Consider the following 21461-nt stretch of genomic DNA (forward strand, 5'->3'; position numbering starts at 1 on the left):
AACCCACAACAGTTGAGCCTCGCAATATGCGGAAGCTGAACCGGACAGCCGTGGGACAAGCCCGGGCATGACGGAGTCACAAACTGCCCCGGTCCATCGTCGCGGCAGCCCCACGTACTCGTAGCGGCGCACCACGCCGCGCAAGCATTATCATCTCCACATTCTCAAACAGCATCGCGTCGATCCGGGGCGAGCATCGACGGCCTCGCGACGCATCCCGCGCCCGAGTGATGCTCCAACTCCCGCCCTCTCCAGATGGAGGGCGCAGGGAAGGCCGGGCGCTGGCCGCGCCCGTGGCCCGCCTGCGAAAAAAAATGCAGGCGGCAGGTACCACAGGTCTGGCCGAACACACCCGGCCCTCCCCGCGCGATGGTTTTAACAGGCTATAGCGTGCTCTTCCTGGTGCACCGGGCTTTCTGGCCACCATCCGCCGCGCGACGCGTTAGCGTCGTCGCAACGTTGACACTAGCGTCGGAGTGTCAGAACCACACGCCTTCACCGTCCGCAGGGCCAGCGTTCGTCCGTGCTCATCACACGCCGCCACCCCGCGTCCACCGCTCCCCGCTGCCAACGTCCGTGACGACCGCGAACCGTCCCCTACCGTGCAACGAGATGGGCGGACTGTAATGCTGATTTGGCGAAATTGTCAAGCCGCTTATGTTTTTCGGAAGCGCTTGACAGGATATTCTGATTACCGTGATTTGACCGACAGCTCGGTAAGCGTGGACGCGGGTATCAACTAATCACCTCTTTGACCGTCCAATGACCCGGAACAGACTTAGGAAGCTCGTGGCTCAAGCACCGCCGCCAAAGAGCGGTCTCCCAGAATCCTACTGCCGGGAGGCAGACTGTCTCTTGTCAGAAACGGGAGCGAGACGACCACCCGCCAACGTTGGTCGAGTGGCACCGATGGATCGCGAATATTGAAATGCACAAACATGAAAATTCGCGTCAGCGTCGAAATGCTTGCCATCCGGCTTCACTACGCGCACCCGATGAGAGCCATTTTTCCAACCTGCCTCCGGGACCGAGAAGTCGGGCACGATAGCCAAACCGATTCCGTCAAGTTGGAATACTTGTTCGACAATCAGGAGTTCAGTCTGCGACATACGGCAACACGATATATCCATATTGAGGTCGACGACGGGCCCGAGCGAGCGTAGGGCGGATTGGCCGCAGGCGTAAGCCGCCGCCCATCCGGAACAACGACGGTGGATTACGCCGCGCCAATCCTCCCTACTCCGTCCGCTAGTTCACAGCACCGAAGATAAGTGCATGGAGCCACAACAACAGCGCGCCTATGGCGAGTACCGCAAAAAAGGCAACGGCCAACCACACTGATCGACGCCACGAACCGTAATACTCTTGCGAAAATCCGCTGGGGAGTGGCCTTCTGAGTGAGAAGAGGCTGCCGCGTCGATCGCGGTACTCACCGGCTCTGACCAACGTCTGCTGAACTCCCAAAAGGAGAAGCACAGCGCCGCATCCGAAATCGACAAAGATCAACAGGTGAAGAAAGCCGCGCAGTGCTTCGCGAAGCATGACCTTGGTCCTTACCCCACCTCGCGAGCGTAGGGCGGGTTAGCCGCAGGCGTAACCCGCCGCTCGTCCGGAACAACAACGGCGGATTACGCTACGCTAATCCGCCCTACTCTGCCATACCTGTTGCGCGACAAGCAGCGGCAACGATCACCTCGGCAAACACAACGCCAAGGGTCCATCCTTAGCAGCCAAACGGGACCAGCCGGGTTTGCTTCCCTTAATCAGTCTGGCCAACACCACTTCCGACACGCGAATGCAGGCAGCCGTCTCGGAGCCCAGCCGATCCCAGCTGACCGTGACGGAAGAAGCAGACGACGGTGGAAAGAATTCGGCCGTCTGATCTACGAAGGCCAGGGGATTGGCATATGGCGCCGCGTCGCGATCGGTCCATTCGGGCTGCTCAGGAGCTGAGCAGCGGTTGTAGAGCCAGACGTCGCCGCAGATCGCTCGCTCGGAGTCGAGCCAATAGGCATAGGCGACCCGGCCATCGTCTTCGACCATGATCGTCGCCGTACCATCCGGCGAGACGAACTCGCGAAGAAACCCCTCGTTCAAGATCAACTCCCGGGAGCGTATGCCGCCCATCAACTAGAGACGCATCGAGGTTCCGGCTTTAGCGACAACCATAGGGCGGGTTAGCCGCAGGCGTAACCCGCCGCGCATCCGCGGGCAACGACGGCGGATTACGCTTCGCTAATCCGCCCTACTCCGTCCCACTCACCGAAACGCCGACACCACGATCGCGCCGACGATCGCGACCGTCAGCGTGTACTTCGCCGTGTAGTACACCGTCCGATTCCAGGCCTTCACCTTGCGCGTGGCCAAATGAAACTCGTACAGCTTGCCGAACACCTTGTTCAGCACGCCGACGTGCTCGCCCTCGACGTTCTGCGTCGCCGAGGCCTTGACGATGTGGTGGCTGACCCAGCGGTTGATCGCAGCGATAAACCCGAGCTTCATCGGGCGCTCGACGTCGCAGAACAGGATGATGCGGTTGACGTCCGTGGCGTTCTCGGCGCTGTGGATGAAGGTCTCGTCGAACATGAAGGCCTCGCCGTCGCGCCAGACGCAGGGCACGCCGTCGACCAGGATGCGGCACTTGTCGGAGTTCGGCGTCACTAGCCCCAGGTGATAGCGCAGCGAGCCGGCGAAGGGATCGCGGTGGGCGCCGAGCTTGCCGCCGGGCGGCAGCATCGCGAACATCGCGCCATGCACGTTCGGGATGGAGTTCAGCAGCTCGACGGTCTTCGGGCACAGCGTGCGCGCCGACGGCAGGAAGTCGTCGTACCATTTCAGATAGAAGCGCTTCCAGCCGCTCTTGAAGAACGAGTAGAAGCCCCAGTCGTTGTTGGCGGCGGCGGCGCGGATGAAGCCCTCGTCGAACAGGCGCACGGCCTCCTCGCGGATCTCCTGCCAGTTGTCGGTGAGCCTCGCGAGCTCTGGAAACTGCTCCACCGGGATGACCGGCGTGTTGGGCACGGCCGAGCCGGCATACATCAGCACGTTGTAGGGGGCGAGATAGGTCGAGTGGTCGCCGAGCTGGCGGGCGAAGCGCAGCCGCTGCTTGCCGCGGAAATGGACGTAGATGGTGGCCCCGATCAGGATGTAGAGGCCGATGAGCTGAGGCGCGAAGAGCTGTCTGAGCATGTCCGGTACCCATGATCCGGCCGCTCTGAGCGTGTTGCGCAGATATGTCGCCTTTTTGGCGATCGAAATGGTGCTCTGATGCCAGCCGCTAGAGCCCCAATTTAGCCGCAAGTGCGGCGGGCCGCATCATTCGCACGTCGGTTGCAGGCGGACATCCGGGTTGAAAGTTCTGCGCCGTGGCCCCGTTGCAACAGCCGCCGATCCCGGCTGGCGGTCGCGTTAGACCCGCGTCAGCTCCTGCAGGCCCTTGAAGGTCAGCCGCTTGGGGTCGCGGACGCCGGCGAGATAGATGCGCCGGACGAAGGCGGCGACCGCGTCGCGGTCGCAGCCGGTCAGGACGACGATGGCATCCACCGCGGTCTTCTGGGCCTCCATGGGACTGGTCCTCCTGGCAATGCACCCGGCACGCGCAGGCTGTCACGATGCCGATTAACATCGCGTTAACCGTGCGGACGGCCGCCAGTTCCCATGCCGCGATTCCCGCCGCCGCTCCATACGCGAAACCGCGCAGGCCGGAGCGGCCGCCTGTCGCGCGCCGCGGCAGCGCCGCCGTCACACCATGAAGAAGTCCTCGGGCGCCCCGATCAGGCGGTCATCGCCGTGGGCCACAAGCCCCCGCCGCATCGGGCGGACCGGCGGCGTGATGACCCGCCGCTCCAGCTCATTGGCGCCGGGCAACTGATCGACGAAGCGGACGGCGAAGCCGCTGGGGAAATGCCGGATGACGCGACCGATGCAACTGCCCACCGCCAGCGGCGTGCCGATCTCCGGCTGGATCTCCGCCGAGACCGCCGCGCCCGACATCGAGGCATCGATCACGAAGCACGGGATGATGCTGCCGTCGGCGAGCGTCAGCGCCGAATGCGGCGAGTTGGGCACGAAGCGCGCGTCGCGGCGGGAATCGCGGATCGACGGATCCTTCTGCTTCTTCTCCAGCCAGACCAGCTTCTCGGCGAGCTTGGCGCGCTCGGCGCGCGTCATCTCCAGCTCGAGCAGGAAGCCGCCATGCACCGTGTCGCTGATCTCGCCTTCGAACTTGCCGAAATCGCGGAAATACGAGGTCAGGCGATCGCCGACCCTGCCGACGACGGGCACCTCGAGCAGTGCGCGAAACGGCGACACCCGCGTGGTGCGGCAGGCGAAGGATCGCAGCCGTCCTTCCGGGGAATACCAGTTCGGCAGCGTGTAGGACCCGACCGTCTGAATCCTGACCGCGCGCTGCTTCAGGAATCGAGCAACCGACATTGCGCGTCTCCCCTCCAACCCAGGATATCCCCGACGATGACGGCGCGGCCCCCGCCGCGGCACGATGCGCTGATTACAATTTCTGCGTGCATTTTAGGTCGTACTAAATCGAATTGGGCATGACCGCCGTGCCCGGACCGTGCGCGCAAATTGTTGAGGAAATCTGAATGTCGAGACGGAAATCCCGCTCAACGGAATCGTATGTCCAACCCGTTTCGGCTTTCTGAAGATGCGACCCCGTCTGATTACGGTGCAGCATGGCATGCAGTGTCGGCATCGTCGCCCCCATGGAGAGTTCAGCGCGGATGTTTCGCGTGGCGCAGGGGCAAGTCGTGATCGGCCGATCCGCGCTGCCTCGCGCGACGGCACAACCTCGTCGGCGGGGTCGTGTTCCTACGCTCGTGTTGTTAGCAAACGATTCAGCTTAACGAGATTCGCACTGAGGCGCGGCTGCAACTCATGATCTCATTCTGTCGCGCGCGCGCCGACGGATGCGTGCAGGCGCGCCGTGCGCAAATAGCTAACACATTCGCGGCGTTTCACTATTTTCACGCTAACAACCTGTTCACCACTTGCGCAATCGTTGCTTGATGCGGGTGCCGCGGCCCGCCGCGTTCAAGTCTGCTTATACCATTGGCGCTTAGTCGTTAGTGAGGGAGAACGGCTGTCAGTCGTCAGCGTGTTTGCTCCCGATGTATGAGTAAGCAGAGTAGTCACGCGTATGATGACCGCACGCATCGTGGTGTTAACCATCGCTCTCGGCGCGGGCGGCGTTGCGGCCTATCTGGTCAGCAATTCCGACGGCCAGCGGCAGGCGCCGGTGGCGCCGGTCGTGCAGTTGCCGACGGTCGAGGTGCTGGTCGCCAAGACCGACATCGGACTCGGACAGGCGATCAAGCCCGGCGACCTGATCTGGCAGACATGGCCGGAGGCCGCGAGCAACATCTTCATCCGGCGCGGCGACCGTCCCGAGGCGGCCAATCAGCTGGTCGGCACCATCGCCCGCTCGCCCTTCGTGATCGGCGAGCCGATCCGCGAGCAGAAGCTGGTGAAGGCGGACGGCTCCGGCTTCATGGCGGCGATCCTGCCCGCGGGCATGCGCGCGATCTCCACCGAGATCTCGCCCGAGACCGGCGCCGGCGGCTTCATCCTGCCGAACGACCGCGTCGACGTCATCCTGTCGAAGCGCGACAAGAATCCTGACAAGCCCGGCGCCGCCGACTTCGTCAGCTCCGAGATCATTCTCTCCAACGTCCGCGTGCTCGCGATCGACCAGGCACCGAAGGAGAAGGAAGGCCAGAACACCGTCGTCGGCAAGACGGTGACGCTCGAGCTCAGGCCCGAGCAGGCCGAGACCCTGGCGCGCGCGCGCCAGGCCGGCTCGCTGGCGCTGGCGCTGCGCAGCATCGCCGACGTGAACGCAGCCGACGGCAACAAGACCGAGGCACAACAACAGCAGCAGCAGATGGCGCGACGGGGCAGCGCCATCGAGATCATTCGCTATGGGATCACGAGCTCGCTCACGGCGCAGAAGTGATCGAAAGGACGTGGAAGATGATGGGTGGGCATCAACGCGCAACGTTCGGGACGTGGGTCGTCCGCGCGCTATCGACATCGGCCGTGATCGGGCTTGCGCTCAATCCGGCGCTGACGCCGGTGAAGGCGGCTGACGACAGGCTGGAGACGCCCGTGGTGTCGGTCGGCTCGTCGAAGATGCGCTTCCTCTCCCTCGGCATCGGCAAGTCCGTGGTCGTCGACTTCCCGCAGGACGTCAAGGACGTGCTGGTCGCCGATCCCAAGGTCGCCAACGCCGTCGTTCGTTCGGCCCGGCGCGCCTACATCATCGGCGCGGCGGTCGGCCAGACCAACGTGGTGTTCTTCGACGGCGAGGGACAGCAGGTCGCGGCCTACGACATCGCGATCAAGCGCGACCTCAACGGCGTGCGCCAGGCGCTGAGCCAGAGCATTCCCGGCGTGAAGATCGACGGCGTCGGCGAGGGCGTGATCCTGACCGGATCGGTGTCGAGCCCGGTCGAGGCGCAGCAGGCCGGCGAAATCGCCGCACGGCTGGTCGGCGGCGCCGACAAGGTGGTCAACTCGATCGTCGTGCGCGGCCGCGACCAGGTGATGCTGAAGGTCAACGTGTCGGAGGTCCGGCGCGAGATCGTCAAGCAGCTCGGCATCGATCTGAGCGCCAGCCTGAACTACGGCACCGCGGTGGTGAACTTCAACAACACCAACCCGTTCACCGCCTATGGCAAGTCGCTGGTCGGGACCAACGGCCTGTCCGCCACCGGCGGCGGCTTGTCGTCGGTCTCGGCGACGCTGCGCGCGATGGAGACGGCCGGTGTCGTCAAGACGCTGGCCGAGCCCAACCTGACCGCGATCTCCGGCGAATCCGCGACCTTCATCGCGGGCGGCGAATTCCCGATTCCCGGCGGCTATTCCTGCGATCCGACGACGCGGGTCTGCAGCACGTCGATCACCTACAAAAAGTTCGGCATCTCGCTCAATTTCACGCCCGTCGTGCTCGGCGAAGGCCGCATCAGCCTGCGGGTGATGACGGAGGTGTCGGAGCTGTCGAACGACAATGCGATCACGGTGTCCTACGCGCTGACCTCGGCCTCGACCTCGTCGGTGACGATCCCCGCGATCCGCACCCGCCGCGCCGAGACCACGGTCGAGATCCCCTCGGGCGGATCGATGGCGATGGCCGGCCTGATCCAGAACCAGACCAAGCAGGCGATCAACGGCCTGCCCGGGCTCAATCAGCTGCCGGTGCTCGGCCAGCTGTTCCGCAGCCAGGACTACGTCAACAACGAGACCGAGCTGATGGTGATGGTGACGCCCTATGTGGTGCGCGCCGTCGCCCAGAAGGAGCTGTCGCGTCCGGACGACGGCTTTGCGCCGGCCACCGACTCGGAGTCGGCGCTGCTCGGCCGCATGAACCGGCTGTACGGCATCGCCGCCAAGGTCGACGCGGCCACGGGGCAGCCGGCCGGCTTCGGCTTCATCATCGACTGAGGTTGCGGGACGACGGGGCACGGGGGAACGATCATGTCGGCAACATCCACACGAGACGGCGGACGCGCGCTGCGCCGGATCGGCGCCATCGCGGGGCTGGCGCTCACGCTCGGCGCCTGCAACGCCACCACCGGCGAGGTCGTCGCGACGATCCCCGACGACTACAGGATCCGCCATCCGATCGCGATCGAGGAAGGCCGGCAGTCGACCGTCGTCTTCATCGGCAGCGGACGCGGCGGCCTGACCTACCAGCAGCGCGTCGACGTCGCGGGGCTTGCGCGCTCATGGCTGCGCGAAGGCACAGGCGGAATCATGGCGGAGGTGCCGACGGGCACGTCGAACGCGCGCGCCGCGGCCGACGCCTATCGCGAGATCCGCGCCGTGCTGACCGCCGGCGGCGTTCCCTCGCACGCGATCACACTGCGCAACACCATGCCCGATGATCCGCGGCAGCTCGCCGTCATCCGGCTGAGCTATCCGAAGATCGCCGCCGTCGCCGGCCCCTGCGGGCTGTGGCCGGACGATCTCGGGCCGAACCTCGACAATCGCGGCTACAGCAGCAACCAGCACTATCAGAATTTCGGCTGCGCCACGCAGCGCAACCTCGCCGCGATGATCGACAACCCAGCCGATCTCGAGCAGCCGCGCTCGGAGATGGCCGCCTACACGCCGCGCCGCTCCGCTTTGTTCGAGAAGTACCGCAAGGGTGAGTCGACCGCGGTGGCGTATCCGGAGTCCGAGAAGGCCAAGCTCAGCGATACAGGCAAATGATCAACGCGTCCCGTCAAAGCCAGGACGAGCCGGCCGCCCCCAGCGGCCCCGTGCTCGACGACCACATCGCGCCGGTGCCGCGCGTCTCGGTGCAGGCGTTCTGCGAAACCGACCAGACCTCGTCCGCGATCCTCGCCGCCAGCCAGGACCGCCGGCTCGGCAAGGCGCACATCACGATCAAGGCGGGCGGCATGGCGCGCGCCATCGAGACCTATCATTCGCAGCCGACGCCGAACGTCATCGTGATCGAGACCAGGCCCGGCGGCGACATTCTCGGCGGCCTCGACGATCTCGCCAGCGTCTGCGATCCGGGCACCCGCGTGGTGCTGATCGGCAGCCCGGCCGACGGCGTCGCCTATCGCGAGCTGGTCCGGCGCGGCGTCAACGACTACGTGATCGGCCCGGTCGAGACCATCGACGTCATCCGCTCGGTCTGCAGCCTGTTCTCGGCCTCGGAGGCCGTGATCACCGGCCGCATCATCGCCGTGGTCGGCGCCAAGGGCGGCGTCGGCGCCTCCACCGTCGCCCACAACGTCGCCTGGAGCATGGCGCGCGACCTGACGCTGGATTCCGTCGTCATCGATCTCGACATGGCGTTCGGCACCGCGGGACTGGACTACAACCAGGATCCGCTGCAGGGCATCGCCAACGCCGTGTTCCAGCCCGACAGGCCGGATACGGCGCTGATGGAGCGCCTACTCGCCAAATGCACCGAAAATCTCAACCTGCTCGCCGCACCCGCGACCCTCGACCGCGTCTATGATTTCGGCGCCGACGCGTTCGACGCCATCTTCGACACCCTGCGCATGACCCAGCAATGCATCGTGCTCGACGTGCCGCACCAATGGTCGGCCTGGACGCGGCACGCGCTGATCAATGCCGACGACATCCTCGTGGTCGCCGAGCCCGATCTGGCGAACCTGCGCAACGCCAAGAACCTGCTCGGCGTGCTCAAGGCCTCGCGTCCCAACGACCGGCCGCCGCTGTACTGCCTGAACCAGGTCGGCATGCCCAAGCGGCCGGAGATCGACCTGAAGCGCTTCGCCAAGACGGTCGAGGCCGAGCCGGTCGCGATCATCCCGTTCGACTGCAAGCTGTTCGGCACCGCCGCCAACAACGGCCAGATGATCGCGGAGATCGCGGCGCTGAGCCGCACGCCAAAACTGTTCCAGGACATCGCCAACCGGCTGACGGGGCGGATCGACCACAAGCCGCAGCGCAGCTCGCTGCTGGCGCCGATCGCAAAGCTGCTCGGCGCGAAATAGCGCTTCAGTCGTCGGACCGGCTGAGCGCCCGCGCCAGCGCCTTGTCGGGCTCGCCGGCCACCGGACGGTCACGGCGCGGCGACAGCTCGCGCTGCGCGATCTTGCGGCGCTCCAGGATGCGCTTGACATAGGCGACGCTGGCGCTGGCCTGCTCCGGCGGCAGTCCTGATCGCGCGATGCTCTCGGCCTCGCTCATCCGGCCCTCCAGCCCGACGATGACGGCAAGGTTGGTCCTGACCCGCGGGCTGGCATCGGGATGCGCGCTCGCCTTGCGCAACTGCTCCTCGGCCTTCGGCAGCTCGTTCGTGAGCGCGTAGGAGAGACCGAGATTGGACAGCACGGACGGGTCGTCAGGGGCGATCTTCAGCGCCGTCATGTAGTATTGCCGGGCCTCCTCGTTGCGCCCCATCTGGTCGAGCGTGGCGCCCTGCGCCGACAGGATGCGCCAGTCGGGATCCTCGGGCGAATGCGCGCGGCTGAGCACGTCGAACGCCTGCTGGAAATTGCCGTTGTCGGCGAGCGCACGGCCATAGGCCGCAAGCAGCGTCCTGTTGCCGGGGCTTGCGATGCTCGCCTGCTCCAGCACGGCGACGGCCTGCGAGCGCTGGCCGGTGGCGCGCAGGGCGCTGCCATAGCGCAGCGCCACCTCGGGATCGTCGGGACTGGCGCGGAAGCGCTCGCGAAGCTGGTCGATCTCGGCGCGCGGGTCGGCGGCGGCAGCGCGGCTCTTTTCGGGATTGCCGCCCAGGGCCCCCGTGACCTCGCTGAGATCGGTGGTCTGGCAGGCGCCGAGACCGAGCAGCACGGCCGTGAACGACAGCGCGAACGCGGCCGGCCGGAGCAGAGGGAGAGAGCGGAGGGGCCGCGTACGCATGCAACTGAACTACTTCGGGACCAGATGATCTGCACGCTGGCAGATTAACCCTAAGGTCCCGTTAAGCGGGCGCGGCCGGCCCGCCTCAATCGATGAATTCGGCGCCGAACTCGCAGCCGATGCGCCAGGCCAGCCGGCACTTGCGCTGGTGGTCGGGCGCGAAGACGATGGTGAACTGCGGGGGAATCTCGACGAATTCGGCGATCACCTTGACGCCGCCGTCGGAAATATCCGTGACCGTGCAGTCGCGCGGCAGGCTGCCGTTGCCGTAGTGAATCTTCGCGATCCTCCTGCACAGCCGACGTTCACTCTTGCGACGGTTCGCCAACATCAACATTTCGACGTCTCACCCACTCGATCGTCCATTCCGGAGACCTCGTTTGTAGCGAGGAAACCTTGGGATCTGACTAGCGCCAAGCCCTGAAATCCAGGGGCCGGATTTGGATTTCGTTTACCCTCTGCATCCCTCAGCGGACCGGCAGCAGCACACGATCGAAATACGCCGACAGCCTCCTGACGTCGTCGAGTGGCAGGACGTCGGCGACATACTGATCGGGCCGCACGATCACGATGCAGCCCGCCGCGCGATCGATGCCGCGCATCGCAAAGATGTCCTGGCCGCTCTTCAGATCGGCACAGAACATCTTCTCGTAGTCGATGAGGCCGTAACGGCCCTTGCGCGGCAGCAGCAGCTCCGGCATTCGTTCGAGCGCGAGCTCGCGATGCCCCTGCTGGAACACCGCGCGCAGATCGATCACGGAGTCGATGTCGGCGCCCGCCGGGGTGTGGCGGCGCAGGGGTGAGGCGGAATCCTCGCTGAGGAATGTGCACAGGCGGCGGATCGCGGACCCCGGCGCGGCCGGATCCTCTGCCGCCGCGAAGGCGAAGATGCGGAAGCGGCCGTCGGCCTGGACGACGTGGCCGAGCTGCACCGGCTTGGCGTCGCCGAGCCGGATGACCGGCGCCGAGTGAAAGCGCTTGCCGATGACGAAGCCGGCGGCGAGCGGCTGGAAGGTGTCGTCGCCGGTGAGAACGGAGGGCCGATAGTGCGTGGCGGTGCCCGCCGTGTAGCGGCCGTGGCGCACGAAATAGTCCTGCGTCTTGGCCGCATCGGCGCCGCCCTGCTTGGCGGCGGAAGCGAGAATTCCTGCCCATTCGCGATCGAAATCGATCAGCTCCTGGGCGATGGCCCGCCGCTCGGCCGAATAGCTGTGCAGGAGCTCCGGCGCGCAGCGCTTGCCCAGCACGGCGGCGAGCTTCCAGCCGAGATTGAACGTGTCCTGCATCGAGACGTTCATGCCCTGCCCCGCCTTCGGGCTGTGCGTGTGGCAGGCGTCACCGGCGATGAAGACGCGCGGCAGCCGCGTTGCGACCTCCGCCTCCGGCACGTCGTCGAACTTGTCGGTGATGCGCTGGCCAATCTCATAGACCGACCACCACGCGACCTCCTTCACTTGAAGCGTATATGGCGCGAGAATGCGCTGCGCCTTGGCGATCACTTCGTCGACGGTGATGTTGCGGCCCGCCACGCGCTCGCCGACCTCAAGCTTGGCAAGCTCGACATACAGCCGGACGAGATAGCCGCCCTCGCGCGGGATCACCAGCAGGCTGCCGTCCTTGGCGGACTGGATCAGCGACTTGAAGCGGATGTCGGGAAAATCGGTGACGGCGAGCACGTCCATCACGCCCCAGGCGTGGTTGGCGGAATCGCCGTGCAGCTCGCGGCCGATCGCCTTGCGCACGATGCTGCGTGCACCGTCACAGCCGACCACGTAGCGCGCCTTGATGGTCTCGACCTGGCCTTCATGCTCCGGATCGATGCGGTCGAAGCTGACGGTCACGCCGTGTGCGTCATTGCCTGTGGACGGATCGATATGAAGGTCCCGCAGTCGCCGGGCGTAGTGCGGCTCGAGCTTCGCGGCCGAACGGCGCATCACGTCCAGGAAGAAGTCGTGCACGCGAGCCTGGTTGAGCACGACATGCGGCATCTCCGACAGGCCATCCTCCACGTCCTGCACGCGGCCGCTGCGCGCAATATGCGCGCGGTCGGCGTCATCGGGCTTCCAGAACGTGGTCTCGTTGATCCAGCACGCTTCCCTCAGCACTTTCTCGGCGAAGCCATAGGCCTGGAACATCTCCATGGTGCGGCAGGCGATGCCGTCGGCCTGGCCGAGCAGCAGCCGGCCGGGCTTCTGCTCGACGATGCAGGTCTTGATGTCGGGGAAGGCAGAGAGCTGGGCGGCGAGATTGAGGCCCGCCGGGCCGCAGCCGACGATGAGGACGTCGGCCTCGGCCGGCAGCGGGCTGCTCGCGCCGGCGCTCGCGACACGTTCGGCCGTGTCGAAGATTTCGGGATCGCCCGGCTGGAAGCCATTGAGATGAAACTGCACGTGACCACCCTCCCTCGCTGTTCCTTATTGATCAGTATGCTGATCATCAGTATGCTTGTCAAGCTGGTGACAGGAGATTCGAATTGACCGAGATGCGGGACATGCCGGGGCACCTGGCGCGCCGGTTTCAGCAGATCGCCGTGGCGGTGTTTCTGGCGGAGGTGGAAGCGGCCGGCTTCGACCTGACGCCGGTGCAATATGCGGCGCTGGCGGCGATCGCGGCCAACCCGGCGATCGACCAGATCACGCTCGCTGGCCTGATCGCCTATGACCGCACCACGATCACCGGCGTGATCGACCGGCTCGCACAGAAAGGCCTCGTTGTCCGCCGAGCGAGCGCGCGCGACCGCCGGTCACGGGAGCTGTTGATCACCGATGAGGGGAAAAGGACGCTGGAGGCGATCACGCCGGCGGTCGAGGCCGCGCAGCGGCTGATGGTGCGCGGCCTCAGCGCGGCCGAGGCGAACGAGCTGGTGCGCCTGATGCGCAAGGCGATCGCCGCCGCCAACGACCTCAGCCGCGCGCCGCTGCGGGAGGGGGCGGCGGAGGAGCGGTGAAGGTTGCTCCTGCTCCACCCCATCATGCGCACGGTCGCGCCCGATAAGAACTGACGCTGACACCGTCGTTGCGGCCATCCTTCGAGACGCCCGCCTGCGGCGGGCTCCTCAGGATGAGGATCGAGTGCGTGGCGAAATCCTCTGCGGTGGCGAGATGTTTCCCCTCATGGTGAGGAGGCGCGAAGCGCCGTCTCGAACCATGAGGCCCGAGATCGCGCCGACGATCCGACGGAGCGCCCTGCCCTCACGAATACCGCATCACGCCATCGTCGACCTTGCCGAAGCGCAGGGAGACGATATCGAGGGCGTAGTTCTGGTACAGCCGCCACGGCCGCTTCGAGCCTTGTTTCGGCAGCTCGGCGACCGAGCGCTGCACATAGCCGGAGCTGAAGCTCAGCGACGGCAGCGGCGTGACGGTGGCGTCGTCATTGTGCGGCACGCATTGGCGGTAGCCGTGCCGGTCCATGTAGTTGAGGAGCCGGCAGACATATTCGCAGGTGAGGTCGCATTTCAGCGTCCACGACGCGTTGGTGTAGCCGAGCGTCGCCGCCAGGTTCGGCACGTCGGAATACATCATGCCCTTGTAGTTGAGCGTCTTGGCGAAATCGACGGTGCGGCCGTCCACGACGACCTCGAGGCCGCCGAGCACCTGCAGCACCAGGCCGGTCGCGGTGACCACGACATCGGCCTCGATCTCGCGGCCGTCGGTGAGGCGCAGGCCGCGCTCGGTGAAGGTCTCGATCCCGGCCGTCACGACCGAGGCACGCTGCTCGCGAATGGTCTTGAACAGGTCGCCGTCCGGCACCAGGCACAACCGCTGGTCCCACGGGTTGTAGCGCGGCGTGAAATGGGTGGCGACGTCGTAATCGGGACCCAGCGCGGCGCGCACCCCGCCCAGGATCAGCTGCTTGACCCGCTGCGGCTTGCGCCGGCTGAGCTGGAAGAAATACATCCCGAACAGCACGTTTCGCCAGCGGATCAGGTGATAGGCGAGAGCAGCGGGCAGATGCCGGCAGAGCTTGTTGGCGAGCGCGTCCTGCGCGGGGCGCGACACCACATAGGTCGGCGAGCGCTGCAGCATCGTCACATGCGCGGCGGACTTGGCCATCGCCGGCACCAATGTGACTGCGGTCGCGCCGGAGCCGATCACGACGACGCGCTTGCCGGCATAGTCGAGGTCCTCAGGCCAGGCCTGCGGATGCACGATGCGGCCCTTGAAATCGGCCATGCCCTTGAAGTCCGGCAGGTAGCCCTTTTCGTAGCGGTAGTAGCCGGAGCACATGAACAGAAAGCCTGAGGTCATCCGCACGGTCTCGACCGTGCCCTGCTCCGTCCGGCGCTCGGCCTCGACGGTCCAGCATGCGTCCGCGCTCGACCACGACGCACGCCGGACCCGATGGTTGAACCGGATGTGGCGGTCGATGCCGTTCTCGGTCGCGGTGTCCTGGACATATTTCAGGATCTGCGGCCCGTCGGCGATCGCCTTCGGATCTGTCCACGGCTTGAACGAATAGCCAAGCGTGTACATGTCGCTGTCGGAGCGGATGCCGGGATAGCGGAACAGGTCCCATGTGCCGCCGATCGCGCCCCGCCCCTCCAGGATCGCGAAGCGCTTGCCCGGGCACTTGTGCTGCAGATGATAGGCGGCGGCGATGCCGGACAGCCCGGCGCCGACGATCAGCACGTCGACATGCTCTGTTGACATACGGTGTTCCTGGCGTTTCCTGGTGCAGCTTTCTTGCTCTGGCTGCGGACAGTCGCAACCCGGCCCGTCGCTGTCAAATCGCCGGCGCATTCGTCGTCGGTCAACCCTCCTCCGCTATCAGCGGGAAACACCCTCGATACGGATCTGGCGATGAACGCTCCCCACCCGCGCGACGACAGGCCCGGCGACAATGACGGCCCCGGCGGCAGTGGCGCGCCGTCACAGCGCATCGCCCTGGGCTTCTCGCTGTTCGCAATCGGGCTCGCAGCCTGGTCGCTCTTCCCGAGCTTTCCGGCCGGCCAGCTGATCGCGGTCGTCACCGTCATTCCGCTGCTGGCGCTCGTCCTCACCTTGCGCTTTCCCGGGCGGTTCCGCATCGGCCTCGGCTCCGGCTACGGCGCCAATCTCGGCACCGGTTGCATCGTGGCGGCCGGCACGCTCGCCGCGCGCACGCTGTCGGACGTCAATCTCGTCAGTTGGCTGCCGCTGACGGCCTTCGCGGCCGCGGTCGCGATCATTTTCCTCATCGTCGCCGCGCGGTTCGAAACCCAGCTCCGCCGGCGCGGCTGGCGGCTGCTGCTCGCTGCCGTCTTCGTCGCCGCCTATGCGTTCGGAGCGCTCGGCCAGTTCAACACCGCGCTCGACCGTTCGGCGCCGGCGCTGCTGCGCAGCCGCGTGCTGTCAAAGCATCTCGGCCATAGCCGGCTTGCGACCTATCAGGTGACGCTGGAGCCGTGGGGGCCGTTTGCGACGGCAGCCGATGCGCATGTCGCGCAGGCGCTGTATGAGCGGCTGCAGCCGGGCGACACCGTATGCCTTCGCCTGCACGACGGCGCCTTCCGCATGGCGTGGTTCACGGTGGCGGCGTGCCGGTGAGGCGTCGCCTGCCGTCCAAGTTGCGCGGACGAGCGACGCTGCGTATGTCTAGGAAAGGATCGTAGCCCGCATGAGCGCAGCGACATGCGGGGTCTCACGCGCAATCTCGATGAACCCGGATGTCGCTGCGCTCATCCGGGCTCCGACCGTGAACGGCCTCGCATGACCGACTTCCTGCCTCGCCCTTTCGCCGTCGATCATCCCGACCTGCTGGAGCTCGACATCACGGCGCTCGACGCACGGCCGGGCGCGGTGCTCCTGGCGCGCTCGCCATTCTATCCCGGTGGCGGCGGCCAATTGCCGGACCGTGGCACGATCGCGTGGAATGGCATCGTTCGCGACGTCGTGGGCTTCGAGCCGACCGCTGCCGGCATCTGGCACCTGATCGGGGACGACGCCATCCCCGACGGGGTGATCGAGCTGCAGGTCGATCCGGCGTTCCGGCAGCGCATGAGCGAGCAGCACACGGTGGCGCATCTCGTCAACAGCGCCGTCTACACCCAGTTCGACGGCGCGCTGCTGACCGGCGTCCGCATGACCGAGACCGACGAATTCAGCGTCGACTTCGACCTGCCCAAGGTGGCGCCGGAGCAGCTCCGTGCGGTGGAAGACGCGGTGAATGCCGCGATCTCGGACGATCGTCCGGTGCGTGCTTTCGACATGCCCTATGACGACGCGCAGGCGACCGCGGGACTGTTCCGTGCCAAATCGGTCGCACCGCCGCGCCAGGCCGACGGCCTGATCCGCATCGTCGACATCGACGGCCTCGACCGCCAGGCCTGCGGCGGCACGCATCTGGTCTCGACGGCACAGGCACGGCGGATTCGTATTCTCAAGGTTGATAACAAAGGCCGGCAGAATCGGCGCTTCAGGATCGGGGTGGGCAGCGCGTAGAGCGGATGAGTGAAGCAACATCCGGGCTCTCACGCGCTGTCCTGGCGAACCCGCATGTCGCTGCGCTCATCGGGCTACGCAACTGCCTTGGGTTTCCATGGGCTGGACGATCACGTTGAACCCTTCGTCCGCCGTCGGCGCCACGAAGTAGCTCGTGAACAGGTCGAACTCCTCGTCGGTCACTGTGAAGGCGTGGCGGCCTTCTGCGTTGCGGGCGCGCAGCCGCGCCTTGCAGACCTCGTCGGGCACGTCGAGATGGTGCAGCTGGTGCGGCACGCCCGCTGCCTCGAACAGGCCGCGCATCCAGGCGCGGCTCGCCGGCGTGTTGGCGGGAAAGTCGAGCACGACCGAAACGCCGGCCCGCAGGAGTGCGACGACATGCGGCCCCATCACGCTGCGCAGCCGTGACGAATTGCGCACGTAGTCCGCCAGGGTGCTCTGCTCGCCGGGATAGAGCCGCGCCAGCCAGTCGTCCTCGGCGATCACGGTGGTGCCTGAACGGCGGCCGAGCTCCGCGGTGAGAGTCGATTTGCCGGCAGCGATCTTGCCGCACACGAGGTGCAGCGTCGGTTGGTTGGGAGACATGGATACAGACCTCGCGTGCGGCGCCGCTTGGGACGCCAGAGATTTTCACAAAGAATTTCGCAGGCAAACGCCCGGCCCGACGGATCAGGCCGGGTCGGTAATTCGGCTGCCCAGTGCAGCGCCTGCGACGTGAATGCGGAAGGTCATGAGGATGTATTTGACAGTTGTTGGCGACGGTGTCCAGGCCCGGTCTCATCGGTCGCTCGAGACCGCTTCGCGATTGAGTTCGACTCGCAGGACGCGTCGATCAGCATTTCACGCCCGCTGCGGCTCGCGACTGAGTTGAAGCTACTTCACTGTGGCCGAATTGATCCACCGTGACGGGAGAAGACGACATCCCACATACTCCATTGCCAATGCGATGCCCGCTCCTGTAGGTCATTCCAAGGGACGGGAGCGTCAGCCGGTGGCTCGTCAGGGGCGTCAACGACAAGGCATCGCATCAGGACGACGTGAGGCGCGCATGCGCTCAGCGCGGCGGCGCGCAGCGCTGTCGCGGCTCGGCGGCGCTCTCGTCTGGTTTGCGGCATGGGCCCTGATCTTCCAGTCCGCGCTGGCGCTCTCCGCGATGAGCGCTGCGGTTGCGGCGCCCGACGCCGTCGCCATCATCTGTCAGAGCTCCACCGACGGTCCGACGTCCGACGACATCGGCACTGCGGCCAAGCAATGCGCGAGCTGTCCGTTCTGTGCGCTCGGGCGCGGCGTCACCGTCCCGCACGTACCCGCCGTGGCGCGGCCGATGCAGATGGTCGTGGCGATCCTGATCGAGCGGACCGACCTCGTTGCGGCACCCCGGCCTGCGCTCGAACTGCCGGTCGCTCGCGGACCACCGGCGGCCGTCTAGGCCGACACTCCAGACATCTCATCCCGTCACGATGCGGCCGGTCTCGTCGGCGCGCGCTGTAGGCTGCCGTCCGGCGGCCGCCGCAGCGTGCCCGCAGCCGCCTCGTCGCGACATGTTCACGAGGCCACGGCGCGCTCGCCGCCAGGCGCCTCTCCCATTCCTATTCCGAGATCCCATCATGGACCATTGTTCGACACCCGTCCGGCGGGGGTTGCTCCGCTCAACCACCGTGCTGACATCGCCGGCGCTGCTGGCATTCGCCCTTTCGAGCCCCGTGCTCGCACAGGACCCATCGCAGGCTCGCTCCGGCACCACGTTGCCGCAGGTGACGGTCACTGTCCCGCAGCCCCGCCCGGCCGCCCGAACGGCAGTCCGCCGCAGGGGCGCACATGCGGCGACGACCAATCCGGCAGTTGCGCCAGCGCCGCAGGCGGCCTCATCCGACGGCATCGCCGCGCCTCCGGGCGCCACTTCGGTTGCGCCGGGTGACATCCTGGCGAAGCGGGCCACCACGAGCGACGCGGCTGCGCTATTTGCCGATGTGCCCGGCGTCAGCCTCTATTCGGCCGGCGGAGTCTCGAGCCTGCCAGCGATCCATGGCCTCGCCGACGACCGCCTGCGCATCAAGGTCGACGGCATGGACACCATCGCCTCGTGTCCCAATCACATGAACCCGGCGCTGTCCTACATCGATCCGGCCCAGGTCGCCGCGGCCAAGGTCTGGGCGGGCATCACGCCCGTGAGCGTCGGCGGCGACTCGATCGGCGGCACCGTCGCGGTCAACTCGCCGGCGGCCCTGTTCGCGGCGCCGGGGCAGAGCCTGCTGACCAAAGGCAGCATCGGCACGTTCTACCGCAGCAACGGCAACGTGCGCGGCGTCAACCTGTCGGCCACCATGGCCACCGAGAACTACAGCGTCAGCTACAGCGGCGCTGCGGTCAAGGCAGACAACTATACGGCCGGCGGCAACTTCAAGAACTTCACCCTGAGGAGCTCGATCACGCCGGTGCTCCCCCTCGATCAGGTCGGCTCATCCGCCTACGAGACCAGGAATCATCTGATGGGCGTCGCCTGGAGCAAGGACGGCCAGCTCATCGAGCTGAAGGCGGGGGTGCAGGAGGTCCCCTATCAGCTCTACCCGAACCAGCGCATGGACATGCTGGGCAACGATGCCTACAGCGTCAACCTGCACCATCTCGGCCGGTTCGACTGGGGCGATCTGGACACCCGCCTCTACCATCAGTTCGTCGATCACTACATGAACTTCGGCGGTGATCGGCTGTTCTCGTATGGCACGCTGAAGCCGCCGAACACGACGGGAGCAAGCTATCCGGTCAACGGCATGCCGATGTATACGCGCACCAAAACCAACGGCCTGACCTCCAAGGCCGACATCACGCTGTCGCCCCGCGACGTGGTCCGCGTCGGCGTCGATCTGCAGACCTACCGTCTCGACGACTGGTGGCCGCCGGCCCCCGATTGCGGCGTCGGCAACTGCATCGGCGGCATGGCGCCGCTGACGTTCTGGAACATCAACGGCGGCAAGCGCGACCGGGCCGGCGTGTTCAGCGAGTGGGAGGCGAAGTGGAGCCCGTCCTGGCTGTCGCTGCTGGGCGTGCGGTTCGAGCGCGTCGAGACCGACACCGGACCGGTCGTCGGCTACAACACCAGCACCACACCGCTGACATCGGGATTCATGTCGGGCATGTACGAGACGAGCTCGGTCGGCTCCCGCGCGGCGTTCAACGCCATGGATCGCTCGCGAAAGGACAACAATATCGACCTGACGGCGCTGTTCCGGAACACGCCGAGCGCCCATCTCACCTTCGAGTTCGGCGCGATGCAGAAGACCCGGTCGCCGAATCTGTACGAACGTTATTCCTGGTCGCGCAACACCATGGCGCTGGAGATGAACAACTTCGTCGGCGACGGCAACGGCTATCTCGGAAACCCCGATCTGAGACCCGAGGTCGCCCATACCGTGAGCTTCACCGGCGCCTGGCACAGCGCCGACCATGAGGCCGAGCTTCGGCTCACCCCCTACTACACCCATGTGCGCGACTACATCGATGCGGTGCAGTGGAAGGCCGCCACCAACACCGCTGCCGTGCCTGCCGTCGCCAACCAGTTCGTGATCATGAAGTACATGAACCAGCAGGCACGGCTGTACGGCTTCGATCTGTCCGGCAAGGTGCCGCTGGGCAGCACGCCGGTCGGCGATTTCGGCCTGAAGGGAGTCCTGAGCTATACCAACGGCAGGAACCTCGACACCGGAAGCGGCCTCTACAACATCATGCCGATCAACGGCAGGCTGACGCTCACGCACCGGCTCGACGGCTGGGACAGCGGCCTCGAGCTGGTGATGGTGGGCCGCAAGTCCGACGTCTCCGTCGCGCGCAACGAGCTGAAGACCCCGGGCTACAGCCTGGTCAACCTGCGCAGCAACTACACCTGGCAGAAGCTGCGCATCAGCTTCGGCGTCGAGAACCTGTTCAACAAGCTCTACTACCTGCCGCTCGGCGGCGCCTATGTTGGCGAGGGCGCATCGATGTCGTTCAACAAGGAGGCCGGGACCGTCGCTGCCACCGGCGGCGGCGTATCGGGCACCGCGACGATGTGGGGCACCGCCGTTCCCGGTCCCGGACGCTCGTTCTATCTGGGGGCGAACCTGGAATTCTGACGCCGGTATTCGCAGCACTGCCCTGTCCCGCAAGCGGGACAGGGCGAGAGCGGGCGCCAGACGACGACAGCGTCGCGACCAGCTGCACGAGCGAGACGTAACGTCGCGCATCGCGCCATCTGCGATTCTCGGCCGAAATCGCGGCCCTCACGAACTTGGAAAAGCTCTAAGAGCGATTCCAGCCGCCGCTCCGTTGACACATCGGGGCGGTTGCCGTCTCCACTGATCCCACGATGCATCGTATTTGAATTTGCTCATTGGAGGGATTGATGAGACTGACCATCGCAGCCGTGCTCGGTGCCGCACTCGCCGGCTTCGCCATCTCGCCGGCTCTGGCCGACGGCTACAAGGACTGCACCAAGCTCGACAAGGCCCAGTGGAAGTCGGCGGCCGAGGCGGAAGCCAAGGCCAAGGAAGCGGGCTACGAGGTGCGCCGCTCGAAGGTCGAGGGCTCCTGCTACGAGGTCTACGGCGTCAAGGGCGGCAAGCTGTATGAGCTGTTCTACAGCCCCGAGGATCTCAGCCTGAAGCACACGATCGCCAAGTAGTTGGCGCAAGCGTC

20 protein-coding genes are annotated in these 21461 nt (G+C 66.0%); 10 read left to right on the forward strand and 10 right to left on the reverse strand.

Annotated features, from left to right (window positions below):
- Window positions 1–1248: 1248 nt before the first annotated feature.
- The 5 genes from ACQR2C_RS00005 to ACQR2C_RS00025 all read right to left on the reverse strand — a co-directional run bounded on the left by ACQR2C_RS00005 (window position 1249) and on the right by ACQR2C_RS00025 (window position 4434).
- A complete protein-coding gene (locus ACQR2C_RS00005; RefSeq protein WP_315803519.1) occupies window positions 1249–1542 on the reverse strand; it encodes a hypothetical protein in 294 nt (97 codons plus the stop codon).
- A 147-nt stretch (window positions 1543–1689) separates the two neighbouring features.
- Window positions 1690–2097 (reverse strand): hypothetical protein, encoded by a 408-nt coding sequence (locus tag ACQR2C_RS00010; protein ID WP_434880167.1) that lies wholly within the window; start codon window positions 2095–2097, stop codon window positions 1690–1692.
- A gap of 162 nt (window positions 2098–2259) precedes the next feature.
- On the reverse strand, window positions 2260–3189 hold the full coding sequence (locus ACQR2C_RS00015; RefSeq protein ID WP_434880168.1) for an aspartyl/asparaginyl beta-hydroxylase domain-containing protein: 930 nt from the start codon (window positions 3187–3189) through the stop codon (window positions 2260–2262).
- 219 nt (window positions 3190–3408) lie between these two features.
- Complete coding sequence (locus tag ACQR2C_RS00020; RefSeq protein ID WP_434847301.1) at window positions 3409–3564, reverse strand: hypothetical protein; 156 nt, start codon at window positions 3562–3564, stop codon at window positions 3409–3411.
- A gap of 177 nt (window positions 3565–3741) precedes the next feature.
- Entirely contained in the window at window positions 3742–4434 is a 693-nt protein-coding gene (locus ACQR2C_RS00025) for a PilZ domain-containing protein (RefSeq protein ID WP_434848525.1), read from the reverse strand.
- Window positions 4435–5155: 721 nt separating this feature from the next.
- Between ACQR2C_RS00025 and cpaB the strand changes: the two genes are divergently transcribed.
- Genes cpaB through ACQR2C_RS00045 form a run of 4 tightly spaced genes read left to right on the forward strand, consistent with a single transcriptional unit; the run spans window position 5156 to window position 9494 of the window.
- Complete coding sequence (cpaB, locus tag ACQR2C_RS00030; protein WP_315712864.1) at window positions 5156–5971, forward strand: Flp pilus assembly protein CpaB; 816 nt, start codon at window positions 5156–5158, stop codon at window positions 5969–5971.
- 17 nt (window positions 5972–5988) lie between these two features.
- Window positions 5989–7458, forward strand: coding sequence for a type II and III secretion system protein family protein (locus ACQR2C_RS00035; protein ID WP_315803524.1), 1470 nt, complete (start codon window positions 5989–5991; stop codon window positions 7456–7458).
- Between the two features lie 33 nt (window positions 7459–7491).
- Window positions 7492–8229 carry a CpaD family pilus assembly protein gene (locus tag ACQR2C_RS00040; protein ID WP_316216891.1) on the forward strand — a complete coding sequence of 246 codons (738 nt, stop codon included), beginning with the start codon at window positions 7492–7494 and terminating at the stop codon, window positions 8227–8229.
- Window positions 8226–9494: an AAA family ATPase gene (locus ACQR2C_RS00045; protein ID WP_316238906.1), complete on the forward strand. Its 1269-nt coding sequence runs from the start codon at window positions 8226–8228 to the stop codon at window positions 9492–9494. Before ACQR2C_RS00040 ends, ACQR2C_RS00045 begins: the two co-directional genes overlap by 4 nt.
- Window positions 9495–9498: 4 nt before the next feature.
- Here the strand turns inward: ACQR2C_RS00045 and ACQR2C_RS00050 are convergent, their stop codons facing one another.
- The 3 genes from ACQR2C_RS00050 to ACQR2C_RS00060 form a co-directional block, all read right to left on the reverse strand.
- Window positions 9499–10368, reverse strand: a complete 870-nt coding sequence (locus tag ACQR2C_RS00050) for a tetratricopeptide repeat protein (protein ID WP_315803527.1) — start codon at window positions 10366–10368, stop codon at window positions 9499–9501.
- A gap of 85 nt (window positions 10369–10453) precedes the next feature.
- On the reverse strand, window positions 10454–10699 hold the full coding sequence (locus tag ACQR2C_RS00055; protein ID WP_315712872.1) for a PilZ domain-containing protein: 246 nt from the start codon (window positions 10697–10699) through the stop codon (window positions 10454–10456).
- Window positions 10700–10835: 136 nt separating this feature from the next.
- Window positions 10836–12758, reverse strand: a complete 1923-nt coding sequence (locus tag ACQR2C_RS00060) for an FAD-binding monooxygenase (protein ID WP_434880169.1) — start codon at window positions 12756–12758, stop codon at window positions 10836–10838.
- A 101-nt stretch (window positions 12759–12859) separates the two neighbouring features.
- Between ACQR2C_RS00060 and ACQR2C_RS00065 the strand changes: the two genes are divergently transcribed.
- The gene (locus ACQR2C_RS00065; RefSeq protein ID WP_315803789.1) at window positions 12860–13315 is read left to right on the forward strand and encodes a MarR family winged helix-turn-helix transcriptional regulator; all 456 of its coding nucleotides are present in this window, start codon (window positions 12860–12862) and stop codon (window positions 13313–13315) included.
- A 244-nt stretch (window positions 13316–13559) separates the two neighbouring features.
- Here ACQR2C_RS00065 and ACQR2C_RS00070 read toward each other — a convergent pair whose 3' ends face one another.
- Window positions 13560–15020 (reverse strand): flavin-containing monooxygenase, encoded by a 1461-nt coding sequence (locus ACQR2C_RS00070; RefSeq protein WP_434880170.1) that lies wholly within the window; start codon window positions 15018–15020, stop codon window positions 13560–13562.
- A 150-nt stretch (window positions 15021–15170) separates the two neighbouring features.
- Between ACQR2C_RS00070 and ACQR2C_RS00075 the strand changes: the two genes are divergently transcribed.
- Together ACQR2C_RS00075 and ACQR2C_RS00080 are read left to right on the forward strand one after the other, a co-directional pair.
- Window positions 15171–15896, forward strand: coding sequence for a hypothetical protein (locus tag ACQR2C_RS00075; protein ID WP_434863752.1), 726 nt, complete (start codon window positions 15171–15173; stop codon window positions 15894–15896).
- Window positions 15897–16058: 162 nt separating this feature from the next.
- Window positions 16059–16790 (forward strand): alanyl-tRNA editing protein, encoded by a 732-nt coding sequence (locus tag ACQR2C_RS00080; protein ID WP_434880171.1) that lies wholly within the window; start codon window positions 16059–16061, stop codon window positions 16788–16790.
- 66 nt (window positions 16791–16856) lie between these two features.
- On the opposite strand, the gene ACQR2C_RS00085 is transcribed toward ACQR2C_RS00080, so the two are convergent.
- Window positions 16857–17375, reverse strand: a complete 519-nt coding sequence (locus tag ACQR2C_RS00085; protein WP_434880172.1) for an AAA family ATPase — start codon at window positions 17373–17375, stop codon at window positions 16857–16859.
- Window positions 17376–17838: 463 nt separating this feature from the next.
- Here ACQR2C_RS00085 and ACQR2C_RS00090 point away from each other — a divergent pair, with 463 nt between their 5' ends.
- The 3 genes from ACQR2C_RS00090 (at window position 17839) to ACQR2C_RS00100 (ending at window position 21447) form a co-directional block, all read left to right on the forward strand.
- Complete coding sequence (locus ACQR2C_RS00090; protein ID WP_316216897.1) at window positions 17839–18219, forward strand: hypothetical protein; 381 nt, start codon at window positions 17839–17841, stop codon at window positions 18217–18219.
- A gap of 211 nt (window positions 18220–18430) precedes the next feature.
- Window positions 18431–20899, forward strand: coding sequence for a TonB-dependent receptor (locus tag ACQR2C_RS00095; protein ID WP_434880173.1), 2469 nt, complete (start codon window positions 18431–18433; stop codon window positions 20897–20899).
- 269 nt (window positions 20900–21168) lie between these two features.
- Window positions 21169–21447: a PepSY domain-containing protein gene (locus ACQR2C_RS00100; protein WP_434880174.1), complete on the forward strand. Its 279-nt coding sequence runs from the start codon at window positions 21169–21171 to the stop codon at window positions 21445–21447.
- Window positions 21448–21461: the final 14 nt, after the last annotated feature.

It is taken from the genome of Bradyrhizobium sp. HKCCYLRH3061 (assembly GCF_051168015.1).
In the GTDB taxonomy this organism is placed as follows: Bacteria; Pseudomonadota; Alphaproteobacteria; order Rhizobiales; family Xanthobacteraceae; genus Bradyrhizobium.

What these genes read in the sequence shown, in the direction of transcription:
- ACQR2C_RS00070 (WP_434880170.1), bottom strand. Translation starts at nt 15,020, where the DNA reads ATGTCAACAGAGCATGTCGACGTGCTGATCGTCGGCGCCGGGCTGTCC.
- ACQR2C_RS00025 (WP_434848525.1), bottom strand. Translation starts at nt 4,434, where the DNA reads ATGTCGGTTGCTCGATTCCTGAAGCAGCGCGCGGTCAGGATTCAGACG.
- ACQR2C_RS00020 (WP_434847301.1), bottom strand. Translation starts at nt 3,564, where the DNA reads ATGGAGGCCCAGAAGACCGCGGTGGATGCCATCGTCGTCCTGACCGGC.
- ACQR2C_RS00045 (WP_316238906.1), top strand. Translation starts at nt 8,226, where the DNA reads ATGATCAACGCGTCCCGTCAAAGCCAGGACGAGCCGGCCGCCCCCAGC.
- ACQR2C_RS00100 (WP_434880174.1), top strand. Translation starts at nt 21,169, where the DNA reads ATGAGACTGACCATCGCAGCCGTGCTCGGTGCCGCACTCGCCGGCTTC.
- ACQR2C_RS00085 (WP_434880172.1), bottom strand. Translation starts at nt 17,375, where the DNA reads ATGTCTCCCAACCAACCGACGCTGCACCTCGTGTGCGGCAAGATCGCT.
- ACQR2C_RS00040 (WP_316216891.1), top strand. Translation starts at nt 7,492, where the DNA reads ATGTCGGCAACATCCACACGAGACGGCGGACGCGCGCTGCGCCGGATC.
- ACQR2C_RS00035 (WP_315803524.1), top strand. Translation starts at nt 5,989, where the DNA reads ATGATGGGTGGGCATCAACGCGCAACGTTCGGGACGTGGGTCGTCCGC.
- ACQR2C_RS00075 (WP_434863752.1), top strand. Translation starts at nt 15,171, where the DNA reads ATGAACGCTCCCCACCCGCGCGACGACAGGCCCGGCGACAATGACGGC.
- ACQR2C_RS00050 (WP_315803527.1), bottom strand. Translation starts at nt 10,368, where the DNA reads ATGCGTACGCGGCCCCTCCGCTCTCTCCCTCTGCTCCGGCCGGCCGCG.
- ACQR2C_RS00065 (WP_315803789.1), top strand. Translation starts at nt 12,860, where the DNA reads ATGCCGGGGCACCTGGCGCGCCGGTTTCAGCAGATCGCCGTGGCGGTG.
- ACQR2C_RS00015 (WP_434880168.1), bottom strand. Translation starts at nt 3,189, where the DNA reads ATGCTCAGACAGCTCTTCGCGCCTCAGCTCATCGGCCTCTACATCCTG.
- ACQR2C_RS00005 (WP_315803519.1), bottom strand. Translation starts at nt 1,542, where the DNA reads ATGCTTCGCGAAGCACTGCGCGGCTTTCTTCACCTGTTGATCTTTGTC.
- cpaB (WP_315712864.1), top strand. Translation starts at nt 5,156, where the DNA reads ATGATGACCGCACGCATCGTGGTGTTAACCATCGCTCTCGGCGCGGGC.
- ACQR2C_RS00055 (WP_315712872.1), bottom strand. Translation starts at nt 10,699, where the DNA reads ATGTTGGCGAACCGTCGCAAGAGTGAACGTCGGCTGTGCAGGAGGATC.
- ACQR2C_RS00090 (WP_316216897.1), top strand. Translation starts at nt 17,839, where the DNA reads ATGCGCTCAGCGCGGCGGCGCGCAGCGCTGTCGCGGCTCGGCGGCGCT.
- ACQR2C_RS00080 (WP_434880171.1), top strand. Translation starts at nt 16,059, where the DNA reads ATGACCGACTTCCTGCCTCGCCCTTTCGCCGTCGATCATCCCGACCTG.